This window comes from Agromyces sp. S2-1-8, assembly GCF_021129215.1.
In the GTDB taxonomy this organism is placed as follows: domain Bacteria; phylum Actinomycetota; class Actinomycetes; order Actinomycetales; family Microbacteriaceae; genus Agromyces; species Agromyces chromiiresistens.
Genome location: NZ_JAJOLP010000001.1, coordinates 2,527,523 through 2,543,858, shown reverse-complemented (window position 1 = coordinate 2,543,858; position 16,336 = coordinate 2,527,523). Strand labels below are relative to the sequence as shown.

Here is a 16,336-nt window from a genome sequence, read left to right as displayed (position 1 = left end):
ATCGGCTCAGCTGGCGACGTCGGCGCGCTCGGCGGCGGCGTCGAAGATCTCGCGGAGGAAGTAGCCCGTGTGGCTCTCGGCGACCGTCGCGACATGCTCGGGAGTGCCGGTGGCGACGACCTGGCCGCCGCCCGAGCCGCCCTCCGGCCCGAGGTCGATGATCCAGTCGGCCGACTTGATGACGTCGAGCGAGTGCTCGATGACGATCACGGTGTTGCCCTTCTCGACGAGCTTGCCGAGCACCCGGAGGAGCTTCTGCACGTCTTCGAAGTGCAGGCCGGTCGTCGGCTCGTCGAGCACGTAGACGCTGCGGCCGTTCGACCGTCGCTGCAGCTCGGTCGCCAGCTTCACGCGCTGCGCCTCGCCGCCCGAGAGCGTCGTCGCGCTCTGTCCGAGCTGCACGTAGCCGAGTCCGACATCGACGAGCGTCTTGAGATAGCGGTGGATCGCCGAGATCGGTTCGAAGAACTCGGCCGCCTCGGAGATCGGCATCTCGAGCACCTCGGCGATGTTCTTGCCCTTGTAGTGCACCTGCAGCGTCTCGCGGTTGTACCGCTTGCCGCCGCACACCTCGCACGCGACGTAGACGTCGGGCAGGAAGTTCATCTCGATCTTGATCGTGCCGTCGCCCGAGCACGCCTCGCAGCGCCCGCCCTTGACGTTGAAGCTGAACCGCCCCGGAAGGTAGCCTCGGGCCTTGGCCTCGGTCGTCTCGGAGAAGAGCGTGCGGATGCGGTCGAACACGCCCGTGTAGGTCGCGGGGTTCGATCGCGGTGTGCGCCCGATCGGCGCCTGGTCGACGTGCACGACCTTGTCGAGCTGCTCGAGGCCGGTCACCCGGCGGTGCTTGCCCGGGACCTTGCGTGCGCCGTTGAGCTTGTTCGCGAGAACGCGGTAGAGGATGTCGTTGACGAGCGACGACTTGCCCGAGCCGCTCACGCCGGTCACCGCCGTGAACGTTCCGAGCGGGAACTCGACGTCGATGCCGCGGAGGTTGTTCGCCGCGGCGCCCTGCACCGAGATCATGCGGTCGCGGTCGATCGGCCGGCGTCGCGCCGGGGTCGCGATCTCTTTGCGGCCGGACAGGTAGTCGCCAGTGAGCGAGCGCGTGTTCTTCAGCAGGTCGTCGTAGCTGCCGGAGTGCACGACGGTACCGCCGTTGACACCGGCCCCGGGGCCGATGTCGACGATCCAGTCGGCCGTGCGAATGGTGTCTTCGTCGTGTTCGACGACGATGAGCGTGTTGCCCAGGTCGCGCAACGCGACGAGGGTGTCGATGAGACGCCGGTTGTCGCGCTGGTGCAGGCCGATGCTCGGCTCGTCGAGCACGTACAGCACGCCCGTGAGGCCCGAGCCGATCTGCGTGGCGAGGCGGATGCGCTGCGCCTCGCCGCCGGAGAGGGTGCCGGCGGCGCGCGCGAGGTCGAGGTAGCTGAGGCCGACCCGGATGAGGAAGTCGAGGCGGACCTTGATCTCGCGCAGCACCTGGGCGCCGATGGCCTGCTCGCGATCGGTGAGCTCGAGGCGGTCCATGAATGCGCGCGCATCGGTGAGGCTCAGCAGGCCGACGTCGGCGATGCTGTGATCGTGGATCAGCACGGACAGCACCTCGGGCTTCAGCCGCTTGCCGTCGCACACGGGGCAGGGCACCTCGCGCAGGTACTCGGCCCACCGCGCCCGCTGCACGTCGGTCTCGGCCTGGAGGTACTGCCGCTCGATGTACGGCACGACGCCCTCGAAGCCCGAGGTGTAGCTCATCTCACGGCCGTACCGGTTGCGCCAGCGCACCTTGACCTCGAAGTTCTGCCCGCGCAGGACCGCCTGCCGTGCCTCGTCGGGGAGCTCGGCCCACGGCGTGTCGAGGGAGAAGCCGAGGTCGCGGGCGAGCCCGTCGAGCAGCTTCTCGTAGTAGTTGTAGAGGCTCTTGCCCTGCGAGGTCCACGGGAGGATGACGCCGTCGGTGATCGAGAGGGCCGGGTCGCCGAGCAGCAGCTCTTCGTCGACCGACATGCGCGTGCCGAGGCCGGAGCACTCGGGACAGGCGCCGAACGGCGCGTTGAACGAGAAGGTGCGCGGCTCGATCTCGGTGAGCTGGATCGGGTGCTGGTTCGGGCACGAGAGCTTCTCGGAGAAGGTGTGCCAGGCGTCGGGACCCGACTCGTCGACGAAGTTGACCTGCACCAGGCCGTCGGTGAGCCGGAGCGCCGTCTCGAGCGAGTCGGTGAGCCGGCCCAGCACGTCGGGCCCGGCGACGAGCCGGTCGACGACGACGGAGATGTCGTGCTTGATCTGCTTCTTGAGCTTCGGCGGCTCGTCGAGGCGGATGAGTTCGCCGTCGACGACGGCACGCGAATAGCCCTGCGCCGCCAGTTCGCGGAAGAGGTCGACGAACTCGCCCTTCTTCTTCGACACCACGGGGCTCAGCACCTGGAACCGGGTGCCCTCCTCGAGCTCCATCAGCCGGTCGGCGATCTGCTGCACCGTCTGCCGCTGGATCTTCTCGCCGCAGACCGGGCAGTGCGGCACGCCGATGCGCGCCCACAGCAGTCGCATGTAGTCGTAGATCTCGGTGATCGTGCCGACCGTCGAGCGGGGGTTGCGGTTCGTCGACTTCTGGTCGATCGACACGGCGGGGCTCAGGCCCTCGATGAAGTCGACGTCGGGCCGGTCGACCTGCCCGAGGAACTGCCGGGCGTATGCCGACAGCGACTCGACGTAGCGTCGTTGCCCCTCGGCGAAGATCGTGTCGAACGCGAGCGACGACTTGCCCGAACCCGAGAGGCCTGTGAACACGACCATCGCGTCGCGCGGGATCTCGACGTCGACGTTGTGCAGGTTGTGCACGCGGGCACCGCGGACACTCAGGCGCGAATGGGCATCGAGACGTGAAACTGGCACCCTTCGAGTCTAGAGAGACCCACCGACACGGATGCCTCGACCGATGCGCTGTCGGCGAACAGATGTTCGAATCGGACCGGCGGGCGCCCCCGTCGAGACTGCAGCGCGCCCGCCGTACCCGTCAGCCCAGGTGCCCCGCCTTCTCCATCTGCCGGAGCTCGCGCTTGAGCTCGGACACCTCGTCGCGCAGTCGCGCGGCGAGTTCGAACTTGAGCTCGCCGGCCGCCTCGAGCATCTGGTCGTTGAGGTCGCGGATGAGCTCTTCGAGGTCGTTCGCGCCCTCGGCGGCGATGCCTTCGGTACGGAGGTTCGGCACCGGCGACTTCTTACGGCCGTCGCGGCCCGCGAGCAGCGCAGCGGTGTCGGCCTCTTCGCGCGCGAGCACCTCGGTGATGTCGGCGATGCGCTTGCGCAGTGGCTGGGGATCGATGCCGTTGACGCGGTTGTACTCGAGCTGCCGGTCGCGCCGACGCGTCGTCTCGTCGATCGCCTGCTTCATCGAGTCGGTGAGCACGTCGGCGTACATGTGCACCTCGCCCGAGACGTTGCGCGCGGCGCGCCCGATCGTCTGGATGAGCGAGGTCGACGACCGGAGGAACCCCTCTTTGTCGGCGTCGAGGATCGCGACGAGCGACACCTCGGGGAGGTCGAGACCCTCGCGCAGCAGGTTGATGCCGACGAGCACGTCGTAGACGCCTGCGCGAAGCTCGGTGAGCAGTTCGACCCGCCGGAGCGTGTCGACGTCGGAGTGCAGGTAGCGCACCCTGACCCCGGCCTCGGTGAGGAAGTCGGTGAGCTCTTCGGCCATCTTCTTCGTGAGGGTGGTGACGAGGACCCGCTCGTCGCGCTCGGCACGCTTGCGGATCTCTTCGAGCAGGTCGTCGATCTGCCCCTTCGACGGCTTCACGACGATCTGCGGATCGACGAGGCCGGTCGGCCGGATGATCTGCTCGACGACGCCGTCGGCGATGCCCATCTCGTATCGGCCCGGCGTCGCGGAGAGGTACACGGTCTGGCCGACGCGCGCCTTGAACTCGTCCCACTTGAGGGGGCGGTTGTCGAGGGCGCTCGGCAGCCGGAACCCGTGCTCGACGAGGGTGCGCTTGCGCGACGAGTCGCCCTCGTACATGGCACCGATCTGCGGCACCGTCACGTGCGACTCGTCGATCACGACGAGGAAGTCGTCGGCGAAGTAGTCGAGCAGGCAGTGCGGCGCTTCGCCGGGCGCGCGCCCGTCGATGTGCCGCGAGTAGTTCTCGATGCCCGAGCAGAACCCGATCTGCTCCATCATCTCCAGGTCGAAGGTCGTGCGCATGCGCAGCCGCTGCGCCTCGAGCAGCTTGCCCTCGCGTTCGAGCTCGGCGAGGCGCTCGTCGAGCTCGTCGCGGATGGTTCCGATGGCGCGCTGCATCACGTCGGTCGATGCGACGTAGTGCGATCCCGGGAAGACGGGAACCGCGTCGAGCTGGCGGACGATCTGCCCCGTGAGCGGATGCAGGCTGTAGAGCGCCTCGATCTCGTCGCCGAACATCTCGATGCGGATCGCCAGCTCTTCGTAGACGGGGATGATCTCGATCGTGTCGCCGCGCACGCGGAACGTGCCCCGCGAGAAGTCGACGTCGTTGCGCTGGTACTGCATCGAGACGAACTTGCGGATGAGCCAGTCGCGGTCGACCCGTTGGCCGACCTGCAGCGGCATCATCGCCCCGAGGTACTCCTCGGGCGTGCCGAGGCCGTAGATGCAGGACACGGTCGACACCACGACGACGTCGCGCCGGCTGAGCAGGGAGTTCGTCGTCGAGTGGCGCAGCCGCTCGACCTCGGCGTTGATCGAACTGTCTTTCTCGATGAACGTATCGGTCTGCGGGACGTAGGCCTCTGGCTGGTAGTAGTCGTAGTAGGAGACGAAGTACTCGACCGCGTTGTTCGGCAGCAGCTCGCGGAACTCGTTCGCGAGCTGCGCGGCGAGGGTCTTGTTGTGGGCCAGCACGAGGGTCGGACGCTGGACCTGCTCGATGAGCCAGGCCGTCGTCGCCGACTTGCCGGTACCGGTCGCTCCGAGCAGCACGACGTCGGTCTCACCCGCGTTGATGCGGCCGGCGAGTTCGGCGATCGCCTGCGGCTGGTCACCGCTCGGTCGATACTCGCTGATGACCTCGAACGGGCGAACTGAGCGCGTGGCCTGCATGCTCCAAGTCTAGGAGCGGCCTCCGACATCGCGTCCGGAGCGCTCGGCCACGACCCGCGCCCACAGGGCGTCGGTCTGGCTCATCGTGTGCGCGAGCGAGCCGTCGGTGTCGATGACCACGTCGGCGATCGCGAGCCGCCGAGTGTTGTCGACCTGCGCGTCGACTCGCGCCTCGGCCTGCATCAGGTCGAGGCCGCGCTCCTCGACGAGCCGCTTCACCTGGGTGCGGCGCGGCGCGTTCGTCACGACGACGAGGTCGAACGGGTGATCGACGGATGCCTCGACGAGGAGCGGCACGTCGTACACGACGACGGCATCGGGGTCATCGGCCTCGGCGCGGGCGATGAGCCGCGACGACAGCTCCCGCACCGCGGGGTGGACGATGGAGTTCAGGCGGGCCCGCGCGGCGTCGTCCTTGAAGACGATCTCGCCGAGCTTCGCGCGGTCGAGTGAGCCGTCGGGTCGGAGGACGCCCTCGCCGAACTCCGCGATGACCGCCGCGAGCCCGGGGGTGCCCGGTGCGACGACCCGCCGGGCGAGGTCGTCGGCATCGATGTGAACCGCCCCGTGTTCGTACAGCCTGCGCGCGACGGTCGACTTCCCCGAGGCGATACCACCAGTGAGCCCGATCAGATACACGACACCACTCTAATCGTGCGACACTCGACTCGACCCACGAGGAGGCGCGGATGCTCGAGCTGCTCACCGGCACCGGGCTCGCGCTCGCGGCCGGTCTCAACGCCTGGATCCCGCTCGTCGTGCTCGGTGCGCTCGATCGCTTCACGACCCTCGTCGAACTGCCGCCCGCGTGGGCGTGGCTCTCGAACGAGTGGGTCCTGCTCGTGCTGGTCCTCCTGCTCGCGGTCGAGTTCATCGCCGACAAGGTGCCGGGTCTCGACTCGGCCAACGATGTCGTGCAGACGGTCGTCAGGCCGACCGCCGGCGGAATCGTCTTCGGCACCGGGATCGACTCGACGACCGCCGTCGTGACCGATCCCGGGTCGTTCTTCAGCTCGAACGCCTGGGTTCCCGTCGCGATCGGCGTCGGCCTCGCGCTGCTCGTGCACGTGGCGAAGGCCGCCGCCCGGCCGGTCGTCAACACAGCGACACTCGGATTCGGCGGCCCGGTCGTGAGTGCCGCGGAAGACGCCGGGAGCTTCGCGCTCGCGTTCGCCGCAGTGCTGGCGCCCGTGCTCGTGGTCTTCGGCATCGTGGCGCTCGTGATCGCGCTCGTGTTCGTCGTGCGGCGTCGTCGCGCCCGCCGCGAGGCATCCGCGAGGCATCCCGCGACGACGCCCTGAAACGGCCGAAGGCCGGTTCCCCAGGGAACCGGCCTTCAGTCGTGTCGCAGGTGCGATCAGTTGTTGCTCGAGAGCTTCTCGCGCAGCGCCGCGAGCGAGGCGTCGTCGGCAAGGGTGCCCGTGCCGGCCGAGTCGCTCGAGTAGGAGGCACCGCCGGCCGAGAACGAGTCGTCGGCAGCCTGGGCGGCGAGCGAAGCAGCAACCTGCTTCTTGTGCGCCTCCCAGCGAGCCTGGGCGGCAGCGTAGTCCTGCTCCCACTTCTCGCGCTGGGCCTCGAAGCCCTCGCGCCACTCGTTGGTCTCGGGGTCGAAGCCCTCGGGGTACTTGTAGTTGCCCTGCTCGTCGTACTCGGTGAGCATGCCGTAGAGCGCCGGGTCGAACTCGGTGCCCTCGGGGTCGACGCCCTCGTTCGCCTGCTTCAGCGAGAGCGAGATGCGGCGACGCTCGAGGTCGATGTCGATGACCTTGACGAAGACCTCTTCGCCGACCGACACGACCTGCTCGGCGAGCTCGACGTGCTTGCCCGACAGCTCCGAGATGTGCACGAGGCCCTCGATGCCGTCGGCGACGCGAACGAACGCACCGAACGGCACGAGCTTGGTGACCTTGCCCGGAGCGACCTGGCCGATCGCGTGGGTCCGGGCGAAGACCTGCCACGGGTCCTCCTGCGTCGCCTTGAGCGACAGCGAGACGCGCTCGCGGTCGAGCTCGACGGAGAGCACCTCGACGGTGACCTCCTGGCCGACCTCGACGACCTCGCTGGCGTGCTCGATGTGCTTCCACGACAGCTCGGAGACGTGCACGAGGCCGTCCACGCCGCCGAGGTCGACGAACGCACCGAAGTTGACGATCGACGAGATGACACCCTTGCGGATCTGGCCCGGGTGCAGGTTCGCGAGGAACGTCGAACGCGACTCGGACTGCGTCTGCTCGAGCAGCGCGCGGCGCGAGAGCACCACGTTGTTGCGGTTCTTGTCGAGCTCGAGGATCTTCGCCTCGATCTCCTGGCCGAGGTACGGCGTGAGGTCGCGCACGCGGCGGAGCTCGATGAGCGACGCCGGGAGGAAGCCGCGGAGGCCGATGTCGACGATCAGGCCGCCCTTGACGACCTCGATGACCGAACCGGTCACGACGCCGTCGGCCTCCTTGATCTTCTCCACGTCGCCCCACGCGCGCTCGTACTGCGCACGCTTCTTCGACAGGATGAGGCGGCCTTCCTTGTCCTCCTTCTGGAGAACGAGGGCCTCGACGGTGTCGCCGACGCCGACGACCTCGCTGGGGTCGACGTCGTGCTTGATGGAAAGCTCGCGCGAGGGGATGACGCCCTCGGTCTTGTAGCCGACGTCGAGGAGGACCTCGTCGCGGTCGATCTTCACGACGGTGCCCTCGATGAGGTCGCCGTCGTTGAAGAACTTCAAAGTCTTCTCGACCGCGGCGAGGAAATCGTCAGCAGATCCGATGTCGTTGATCGCGACCTGCTTGGGCGCCTTGGTCGTTGCGGTTGTCATGTAGTGAATGCTCCGTAAAGGACAATATCGAGCCCATCGCGCGGTAGAGCGTTATGTGTTTCCGCGATGGGCATGCGGACAGGGATGTCACACGAGTGACGCTCCATCCTAACGGAACCGCTGCGTGCGCGGCAACCGCACGGCTCCGGGGCTCATCCGAGCCGAGCCGGGCCGGCGGCGACGGCACCCTCCGTCGGTCGGAGGATGCTCGCGAGCGCCGGTTCCAGCTCGGGGTACCTGAACTCGAAGCCGGCGTCGAGCAACCGCTGCGGCAGCACCCACCGGCTCTTGAGCAGGAGCTCGGTCTCGGTGCCGATGACCGCCGACCCGAGCTCGAGCATCCATCGCGTCGTGGGCAGGCCGACCGGCGCACCGACGAGTCGACGGATGGTGCGCATGAGGGTGCGGTCATCGCTCGGGTTCGGCGAGCTGACGTTCACCGGACCGCTGAGGTCGGCGCGGTCGCGAAGGAAGTCGATCGCGCGCGCGACATCCTCGACATGCACCCAGCTGAAGCGCTGCCGGCCGCGGGGCGTGCGGAACACGTGCTGCGTGCCGGCCCCGCGGCGCGCCCGCGACGACGGCCACCGGCCGTCGAGGTGCGCGCCGCCGAGCCCGAGCCGGGCGAGCATCGCGAGCGGGCGCAGCGCACTGCCGTCGCCGAGCACGATCGCGATCCGCAGCGCGACCCGCCGGGTCATCGGCAGCTCCCCGTCGAAGAACTCCCGCTCCCACGCTTTCGCGACGGCGACCGAGAACCCCGTGCCGAGCTCACCGCTCGACTCGGTCATCGGCCGGTCGTCGGCGTGCCGGTAGATCGTCGCGGTCGAGGAGTTGAACCAGACGGCCGGCGGCTCGTCGACGTCGGCGACCGCCTCGCGCAGTTCGGCGGTCGTCGTCAGCCGCGACTGCATGATCGCCTCACGGTTCGCAGGCGTGTACCTGCAGTTCACGCTCCGCCCGGCGAGGTTGACGAGCACGTCGGCGCCGTCGAGCAGCCGGCGGATCGCGTGAGGATCGGACCACGAGGCGTCCCCGCCGGACCGGCCGATCGTCGCCACCGAATCGCCCGCGACGCGGTAGCGGTGCACGAGGTGCGCGCCGATGAACCCGGACGCGCCTGCGATGACGATACGCGCCACGTCGCGCCCGGGACTCAGCCGAGCAGCGCGGAGCGCAGTGTGTCGAGTCCGACGCCGCCGAGCGCCAGCGCGCGCCGGTGGAAGTCGCGGATGTCGAAGCCGGAGCCCTCCCGGCGGGCGACCTCGTCGCGCAGCTGCTCCCAGATGCGCTGGCCCACCTTGTACGAGGGTGCCTGCCCCGGCCAGCCGAGGTAGCGGTGCACCTCGAAGCGCACGAAGCCCTCGTTCATGTTGACGTTCTGCCCGAGGAACTCGAAGGCGTAGTCGCCCGTCCAGACTCCCTGCCCGTCGGGGCGCTGCTTGCCGAGGTGCACGCCGATGTCGAGCACGACGCGGGCGGCGCGCATGCGCTGGCCGTCGAGCATGCCGAGCCGGTCGGCCGGATCGTCGAGGTAGCCGAGCCCCTGCATCAGACGCTCTGCGTAGAGCGCCCATCCCTCGGCGTGACCCGACGTGCCGGCGAGCTGCCGGCGCCAGGTGTTGAGCTGGCCGCGGTTGACGACCGCCTGGCCGATCTGGAGGTGGTGACCCGGGACCCCCTCGTGGTAGACCGTGGTGAGTTCGCGCCAGGTGTCGAACTCGGTGACGCCCTCCGGCACCGACCACCACATGCGACCTGGCCGTGAGAAGTCGTCGCTCGGGCCCGTGTAGTAGATGCCGCCCTCCTGGGTGGGGGCGATCATGCACTCGAGGGTGCGGATCTCGGCGGGGATGTCGAACTGCGTGCCGGCGAGCTCCGCGACCGCGCGGTCGCTGGTCTCCTGCATCCACCGTTGGAGTGCGTCGGTGCCGTGCAGCTTGCGGCTCGGATCGTCGTCGAGGAACGCGATGGCCTCGGCAACGGATGCCCCGGGCTTGATCTCGTTCGCGATCGACTCCTGCTCGGCGACCATGCGCGCGAGTTCTTCGATGCCCCATTCGTAGGTCTCGTCGAGGTCGATCACGGCGCCGAGGAAGCGCCGCGACTCGAGGGCGTAGATGTCGCGGCCGACGGCATCGGCGTCGCCCGCTACCGGCGCGAGCTCGGACTCGAGGAACTCGGCGAGCCGGTCGTACGCCTCGCTCGCCGTGCCGGCGCCCGCCTCGAGGTCGCGCCGAAGCGCGTCGGGGAGCTCGGACTCCCCCGCCTTCGCGCTCGCGGCGAACGTCGCGAAGAAGCCGTCGGCCTTCGCGATGCGCCGCGCCTGCGCCGCGACCTCGTGCACCTGCCGGACCGCGGGGACGATGCCCGCCCCGACGCCCGCGCGCAGGGTCTCGATGTAGCCGTCGAGCGCGCCCGGGACCGCTCCGAGGCGATTCGCGATGCGCGACCAGTCGTCGACCTCGGCGGTCGGCATGAGGTCGAACACGTCGCGGATCTCCTGCGTCGGGCTCGCGATCACGTTGAGGTCCCGGAGGTGGAGCCCGGCGTCGTGCCGGGCGAGCTCGAGCTCCAGCTCGGAGCCGAGGTCCGCGACCGTGATGCGGTCGACGTCGTCGGCCGGGTCGGCGGCCCGAAGCGCGGCGGCCGCCTCGCGGATCGCGGCGACCCGCCGCTCGTGCCCGGCCGGCGAGTAGTCGGCGAGCCGGTCGTCGTGGCTCGTCCGGCCGATGTAGGTGCCGATGCTCGGGTCGAGGTCGACCAGCGTGTCGACCCAGCCTTCGGCGATGCGGTCGACGTCGGTCGGGGTGCGCTCACTCGATGCCATCCTCCGAACCTAGGACAGCGAACCCGCCCGTGTCGACGTCGAGGATCCCTCGATCAGTGCGCCGCGTCCTCCCAGTCGCTGCCCCGCCCGACCTGTACGTCGAGCGGCACCTTGAGTTCGGCCGCGTTCGCCATCTTGTCGCGCACGAGCGCCTCGAGCGCCTCGGATTCGCCGCCCGCCACCTCGAAGATGAGCTCGTCGTGGACGGTGAGCAGCATGCGGCTCTCGAGCCCCTGCGCGCGGATCTCGCGCTCGACGCCGACCATCGCGATCTTCATGATGTCGGCGGCCGAACCCTGGATCGGCGAATTGAGCGCGGCGCGCTCCGCGTTCTCGCGGTGCACGCGGTTCGGGCTGTTGAGGTCGGGGAACGGACGGCGCCGGCCGAAGATCGTCTCCGTGTAGCCGTCGATCTTCGCCTGCTCGACCACGCCGCGCAGGTAGTCGCGCACCGCTCCGAAGCGCTCGAAGTACTCGCGCATGAGCTGCTGCGCCTCAGCGCGATCGATGCGCAGCTGCTTCGAGAGGCCGAACGCGCTCAAGCCGTAGGCGAGGCCGTACGACATCGCCTTGACCTTCGTGCGCATGAGCGGCGTGACGTCGGCGGGGTCGACCGCGAACACGCGCGCACCCACGAACCGGTGCAGGTCTTCGCCCGCGTTGAACGCCTCGATGAGCCCGGGGTCGCCGGAGAGGTGCGCCATGATGCGCATCTCGATCTGCGAATAGTCGGCCGTCAGGAGTTCTGCGTACCCGGCACCGTGGCGGAACGCCTTTCGGATGCGTCGCCCGTCTTCGGTACGGATCGGGATGTTCTGCAGGTTCGGATCGTTCGACGACATGCGCCCGGTCGCCGCGCCGATCTGGCCGTAGTTCGTGTGGATGCGGCCGTCGGCCGCGATCGACTTGTCGAGCGAATCGACGATCTGGCGCAGCTTGGTCGCATCGCGGTGCTCGAGCAGGTAGCCGAGGAACGGGTGCGGGCTGGACTCCTGGAGGTCGGCCAGCGCACTCGCATCCGTCGTGTAGCCGGTCTTCGTGGCGCGCGTCTTCGGCATGCCGAGCTGGTCGAACAGCACCTCCTGCAACTGCTTCGGCGAGCCGAGGTTCACCTCGCGACCGATCTCCGCGTACGCGGCCTCGGCGAGGCCGGCGGCCCGCTCGCCGAGTTCGGCGGACAGCGCTGCGAGCTCGGCGTGGTCGACGGTCACGCCGCGCAACTCCATCGCGGCCAGCACGGGGACGAGCGGCATCTCGATGTCGGCGAGCAGCTGACGCGACCGCTCGGGCAGGGCACGCAGAACGGCGGGCGCCACGCGCACCGTGAACCACGCGTACTCCGGCGCGCCGGCGTCGGTGCCCTCTTCGGGGACGAGCTGCGCGGGATCGGCCTGCGGCACCGTCTCGCCGAGGTAGCGGTCGACGAGGTCGGGCAGGGTCTTCTCGACCAGGTTCGGTCGCACGAGCCAGCCGGCCACGAGCGTGTCGAGGACGAGCCCGTCGAGGGCGAGACCGGATCGCGCGAGTGCCTCGAGCTGCGGCTTCGCATCGGTCATGATCTTCGGGGAGTCGGAGGCGAGCCACGCCTCGAACGGCCCTGCTTCGGCCGCGCCGGATCGCCAGGCGAGGTGCACCGTCTCGGTCGCCGTCGCAATGCCGGCACCCACCACGAGGCCGTCGATGACCTCGAGGCTGAGGCCGAGCCCCGCGGGCTCTGCGGCGACGGCGCGCTCGAGCCACGCCGCGAGTTCGGCGCCGGCGAGGCTCTGCGAGGTCGGCATCGTCGGCGCGGCGATGAGCGGTGCCGGCTCGGCCGCGGGCGCCGCCCCGTTGCCGTTGCCGTTCGTCTCGCCCGCCGCGAGCTTGCGCAGGCGCTCGAAGAGCGTGCGGAACTCGAGCCGCTCGAAGAGCGGGCGGACCGCTTCGATGTCGATCGGACGCGCGGCGAGCTCGGGGATCACGACGTCGAGTTCGACGTCGTCGACGAGACGGTTGAGCTTGCGATTGCGGATCGCGTTCTCTTTCTCGTCGCGCAGGTTCTGCCCGACGACGCCCTTGATCTCGTCGGCGTGGGCGAGGATGCCGTCGAGGTCGCCGTAGAGCCCGAGCCACTTGACCGCGGTCTTCTCGCCCACCTTCGTGATGCCGGTCAGGTTGTCGCTCGTCTCACCGACGAGTGCCGCGACGTCGGGGTACTGCTCGGGGCGGATGCCGTACCGCTCGACGACCGCCTCGGGGTCGTACCGCTTGAGCTGCGAGACGCCCTGGGCGTTCGGGTAGAGCAGCGTGACGTCGTCGTTCACCAGCTGGATGGTGTCGCGGTCGCCCGAGACGAGCAGCACGCGATAGCCCTCGGTGCGCCCGCGCGCCGCCAGGGTCGCGAGGATGTCATCGGCCTCGAAGTCCTCTTTCTCGAGGACCTGGATCCCCATCGCCTGCAAGGCCTCTTGCAGCAGCGGCACCTGGCCCTTGAACTCGGGCGGGGTCTCGCCCCGGGTGCCCTTGTACTCGGCGTACTCGCGCGTGCGGAAGGAGTGCCGCGACACGTCGAACGCGACCGCGAGGTGCGTGGGCTTCTCGTTCTGGAGCAGGAGCAGCAGCATCGAGAGGAAGCCGTGGATGGCGTTCGTGTGCTGACCGTCGCGCGTCGTGAAGCTGTCGACCGGAAGGGCGTAGAAGGCTCGGAAGGCCAGCGAGTGGCCATCGACGACGAGGAGGGTGGGCTTGTCTGCGTCCGTCACCGCACCAGCCTACAAGCGGCCGCCGACACCGCCGGACGTCCGGCCGGCTCCCGGCCCCGGCCCACGTGCCGCGACCACGAACGGCGGATGCCTCGACGAGACCGTGCTCGTCGAGGCATCCGCCGTTCGATGTTCTGCGGGCCCTACTTCTTGGGCGCGAGCTGTTCGATGATCGCCTGCGAGACGTCCTTCATCGTGAGGCGGCGATCCATCGACGCCTTCTGGATCCAGCGGAACGCCTCGGGCTCGGAGAGGCCCATCTTCTCGTTGAGGAGGCCCTTCGCCCGGTCGACGAGCTTGCGGGTCTCGAAGCGCTCGACGAGGTCGCCGACCTCGGCCTCGAGGGCGATGATCTGCGCGTGGCGGGCCAGGGCGATCTCGATCGCCGGCAGCAGGTCGTTCGGGGTGAAGGGCTTCACGACGTAGGCCAGTGCACCGGCCTCGCTCGCGCGCTCGACCAGCTCCTTCTGGCTGAAGGCGGTCAGCAGCACGACCGGGGCGATGTGGCCCTTCGAGAGGCGCTCGGCCGCGGAGATGCCGTCGAGCTGCGGCATCTTGACGTCCATGATGACGAGATCGGGGCGCAGTTCGGTCGCAAGCGCCACGGCGGTCTCGCCGTCGCCCGCCTCGCCGACGACCTCGTAGCCGTTGTCGCGCAGGATCTCGACGATGTCGAGGCGGATGAGCGACTCATCTTCTGCCACGACCACGCGGCGCGGAGCTGCCGGCTGAGTTGATTCGGTGTCAGTCACGCAGGAAAGCCTACGGTATTCTGGGCGAGGCCTCTGGCCGGTGTGGCGGAATGGCAGACGCGGAGCACTCAAAATGCTTTGCCCGAAAGGGCGTGTGGGTTCGACCCCCACCACCGGCACCATCGCCCGCGCGGCGTTCGCGTATCAGCCCGTCCCGCGCTCCGCGAGGTGGGCGTTCCGAGCCTCGATGAGATGCCGCAGATAGGGCCCGAGCACGACCTCCGCGATCCGACCGAGCGGGCCGAACGGCGCGTCGAACTCGACCTCGTCGGTCATGATCGCGCCGGTGCCGTCGGCGGTCGGTTCGAACCGGTGCACATGACGAAACGACCGGAACGGGCCGCGCACCTGTTCGTCGATGAAGCATCGCGGTTCGTCGTACGCGGTGATGCGGCTCGTCATGCTGAGCGGAACGCCGAAGTGCCACGCGCGCCAGGTCACCTGCTCGCCGGGCCCGATCCTGCCCGACGTCACCCCGGCGACGGCGCGCTCGCGGGAGCGTGCCATCGACGCCATGTGCAGGTCGATGTCGAGCGAGCGCTCGAACGCCTCCGACGGGCTCAGGGCGAGGACCGTCCGGCACTCGAATCTCACGACCACGATCGGATTCTGCCACGACGCGCGACCGAGGCATCCCGCCGCGGTGCCCGGAAGACGGCGAAGGGCCGGTCATTCCTGACCGACCCTTCACCGAGGAACCGCTAGAGCACCTCGCCGACGACGTGCACGCGCACGTCGTTCGTGGTGCCCGGAATGCCGGGAGGCGAACCCGAGATGATGACGACCTTCTCGCCGTTGACCGCCTTGCCGGTCTTCGCGAGCGCCTCGTCGACCTGCCCGACCATCTGGTCGGTGTGGGTGACGCGCGAGACCACGAACGACTCGACGCCCCAGTTGAGCGCCATGCGGCGTCGGATCGCGGGGTCGGGCGTGAACGCCAGGATCGGGATCTTCGAGCGCAGGCGCGTCATGCGGCGCACCGTCTCGCCCGACTCGGTGAACACGCAGAGGTACTTCGCCTCGACGAAGTCGGCGACCTCGACCGCGGCGGCGGTGATGGCGCCCGACTGGGTGCGCGGCTTCGTGCCGAGCGGGGCGATCCGGTCGAGCCCGTGCTGTTCGGTCGACTCGATGATGCGGGCCATGGTCTGCACCGTGATCACGGGGTACTCCCCCACGCTCGTCTCGCCCGAGAGCATGACCGCGTCGGCGCCGTCGAGGACGGCGTTCGCGACGTCGGAGGTCTCGGCGCGCGTCGGCACGGGGCTGTGGATCATCGACTCGAGCATCTGCGTCGCGACGATGACCGGCTTCGCGAGGCGGCGGGCGATCTCGACGGCGCGCTTCTGCACGATCGGCACGGCCTCGAGCGGCAGCTCGACGCCGAGGTCGCCGCGCGCGACCATGACCGCGTCGAACGCCTCGGTGATCTCCTCGAGCGCGTCGACCGCCTGCGGCTTCTCGACCTTCGCGACGACGGGCACGCGGCGGCCGACCTCGTCCATGATCTCGTGCACGCGGGTGATGTCGGCGGCGTTGCGCACGAACGACAGCGCGATGAGGTCGGCGCCGAGCTCCAGGCCCCAGCGCAGGTCGGCCTCGTCCTTGTCGGAGAGGGCCGGGACGTTGACCGCGACGCCGGGCAGGTTGATGCCCTTGTTGTTCGAGACGGGACCCGCGACGATGACCTTGGTCGTGACGACCGTGCCGTCGGTCTCGAGCACCTCGACCCGAACCTTGCCGTCGTCGATGAGCAGGAAGTCGCCGGGCTTCACGTCCTGCGGCAGCCCCTTGAACGTCGTGCCGACGATCTCCTTCGTGCCGAGGATGTCTTCAGTGGTGATCTTGAAGATGTCGCCCTCGGCGAGCTCGTGCGGCCCGTCGGCGAACTTGCCGAGGCGGATCTTCGGCCCCTGCAGGTCGACGAGGACGGCGACCGCACGGCCGGAGTCGGCCGCCGCCTTGCGCACGTTCTGGTAGACGCCCTCGTGGACGTCGTACGTGCCGTGGCTGAGGTTCATGCGGGCGACGTCGACGCCCGCATCGATGATCGCCCGGATCTGCTCGTAGCTCGATGTCGCCGGCCCGAGGGTGGCGACGATCTTCGCTCGTCTCATG

The 16,336-nt window shown here is 69.2% G+C and carries 11 protein-coding genes and 1 tRNA gene; 2 read left to right on the top strand and 10 right to left on the bottom strand.

Going from position 1 to position 16,336, the window contains the following annotated elements; all coding sequences use genetic code 11:
- Positions 1–6: 6 nt before the first annotated feature.
- The 3 genes from uvrA to coaE all read right to left on the bottom strand — a co-directional run bounded on the left by uvrA (position 7) and on the right by coaE (position 5,725).
- Positions 7–2,898, bottom strand: a complete 2,892-nt coding sequence (gene uvrA / locus LR269_RS11575) for an excinuclease ABC subunit UvrA (protein WP_231430929.1) — start codon at positions 2,896–2,898, stop codon at positions 7–9.
- Positions 2,899–3,019: 121 nt separating this feature from the next.
- A complete protein-coding gene (uvrB, locus tag LR269_RS11570) occupies positions 3,020–5,086 on the bottom strand; it encodes an excinuclease ABC subunit UvrB (RefSeq protein WP_231430928.1) in 2,067 nt (688 codons plus the stop codon).
- A gap of 9 nt (positions 5,087–5,095) precedes the next feature.
- A complete protein-coding gene (coaE, locus tag LR269_RS11565; RefSeq protein WP_231430927.1) occupies positions 5,096–5,725 on the bottom strand; it encodes a dephospho-CoA kinase in 630 nt (209 codons plus the stop codon).
- A gap of 50 nt (positions 5,726–5,775) precedes the next feature.
- On the opposite strand from coaE, the gene LR269_RS11560 reads away from it, so the two are divergent.
- Positions 5,776–6,387 carry a DUF4126 domain-containing protein gene (locus LR269_RS11560; RefSeq protein WP_231430926.1) on the top strand — a complete coding sequence of 204 codons (612 nt, stop codon included), beginning with the start codon at positions 5,776–5,778 and terminating at the stop codon, positions 6,385–6,387.
- Positions 6,388–6,443: 56 nt separating this feature from the next.
- On the opposite strand, the gene rpsA is transcribed toward LR269_RS11560, so the two are convergent.
- The 5 genes from rpsA to LR269_RS11535 all read right to left on the bottom strand — a co-directional run bounded on the left by rpsA (position 6,444) and on the right by LR269_RS11535 (position 14,218).
- A complete protein-coding gene (gene rpsA, locus LR269_RS11555; protein WP_231430925.1) occupies positions 6,444–7,895 on the bottom strand; it encodes a 30S ribosomal protein S1 in 1,452 nt (483 codons plus the stop codon).
- 152 nt (positions 7,896–8,047) lie between these two features.
- Positions 8,048–9,037, bottom strand: a complete 990-nt coding sequence (locus tag LR269_RS11550) for an epimerase (RefSeq protein ID WP_231430924.1) — start codon at positions 9,035–9,037, stop codon at positions 8,048–8,050.
- Positions 9,038–9,051: 14 nt separating this feature from the next.
- On the bottom strand, positions 9,052–10,725 hold the full coding sequence (locus LR269_RS11545) for a DUF885 domain-containing protein (protein WP_231430923.1): 1,674 nt from the start codon (positions 10,723–10,725) through the stop codon (positions 9,052–9,054).
- Positions 10,726–10,778: 53 nt separating this feature from the next.
- A complete protein-coding gene (gene polA, locus LR269_RS11540; protein ID WP_231430922.1) occupies positions 10,779–13,466 on the bottom strand; it encodes a DNA polymerase I in 2,688 nt (895 codons plus the stop codon).
- 143 nt (positions 13,467–13,609) lie between these two features.
- Complete coding sequence (locus LR269_RS11535) at positions 13,610–14,218, bottom strand: ANTAR domain-containing response regulator (protein ID WP_231430921.1); 609 nt, start codon at positions 14,216–14,218, stop codon at positions 13,610–13,612.
- 36 nt (positions 14,219–14,254) lie between these two features.
- Here LR269_RS11535 and LR269_RS11530 point away from each other — a divergent pair.
- Positions 14,255–14,340: transfer RNA gene (locus LR269_RS11530), tRNA-Leu, on the top strand.
- 22 nt (positions 14,341–14,362) lie between these two features.
- Here the strand turns inward: LR269_RS11530 and LR269_RS11525 are convergent.
- Complete coding sequence (locus tag LR269_RS11525; protein ID WP_231430920.1) at positions 14,363–14,818, bottom strand: SRPBCC family protein; 456 nt, start codon at positions 14,816–14,818, stop codon at positions 14,363–14,365.
- Between the two features lie 101 nt (positions 14,819–14,919).
- The gene (gene pyk, locus LR269_RS11520) at positions 14,920–16,335 is read right to left on the bottom strand and encodes a pyruvate kinase (protein WP_231430919.1); all 1,416 of its coding nucleotides are present in this window, start codon (positions 16,333–16,335) and stop codon (positions 14,920–14,922) included.
- Position 16,336 lies beyond the last annotated feature (1 nt).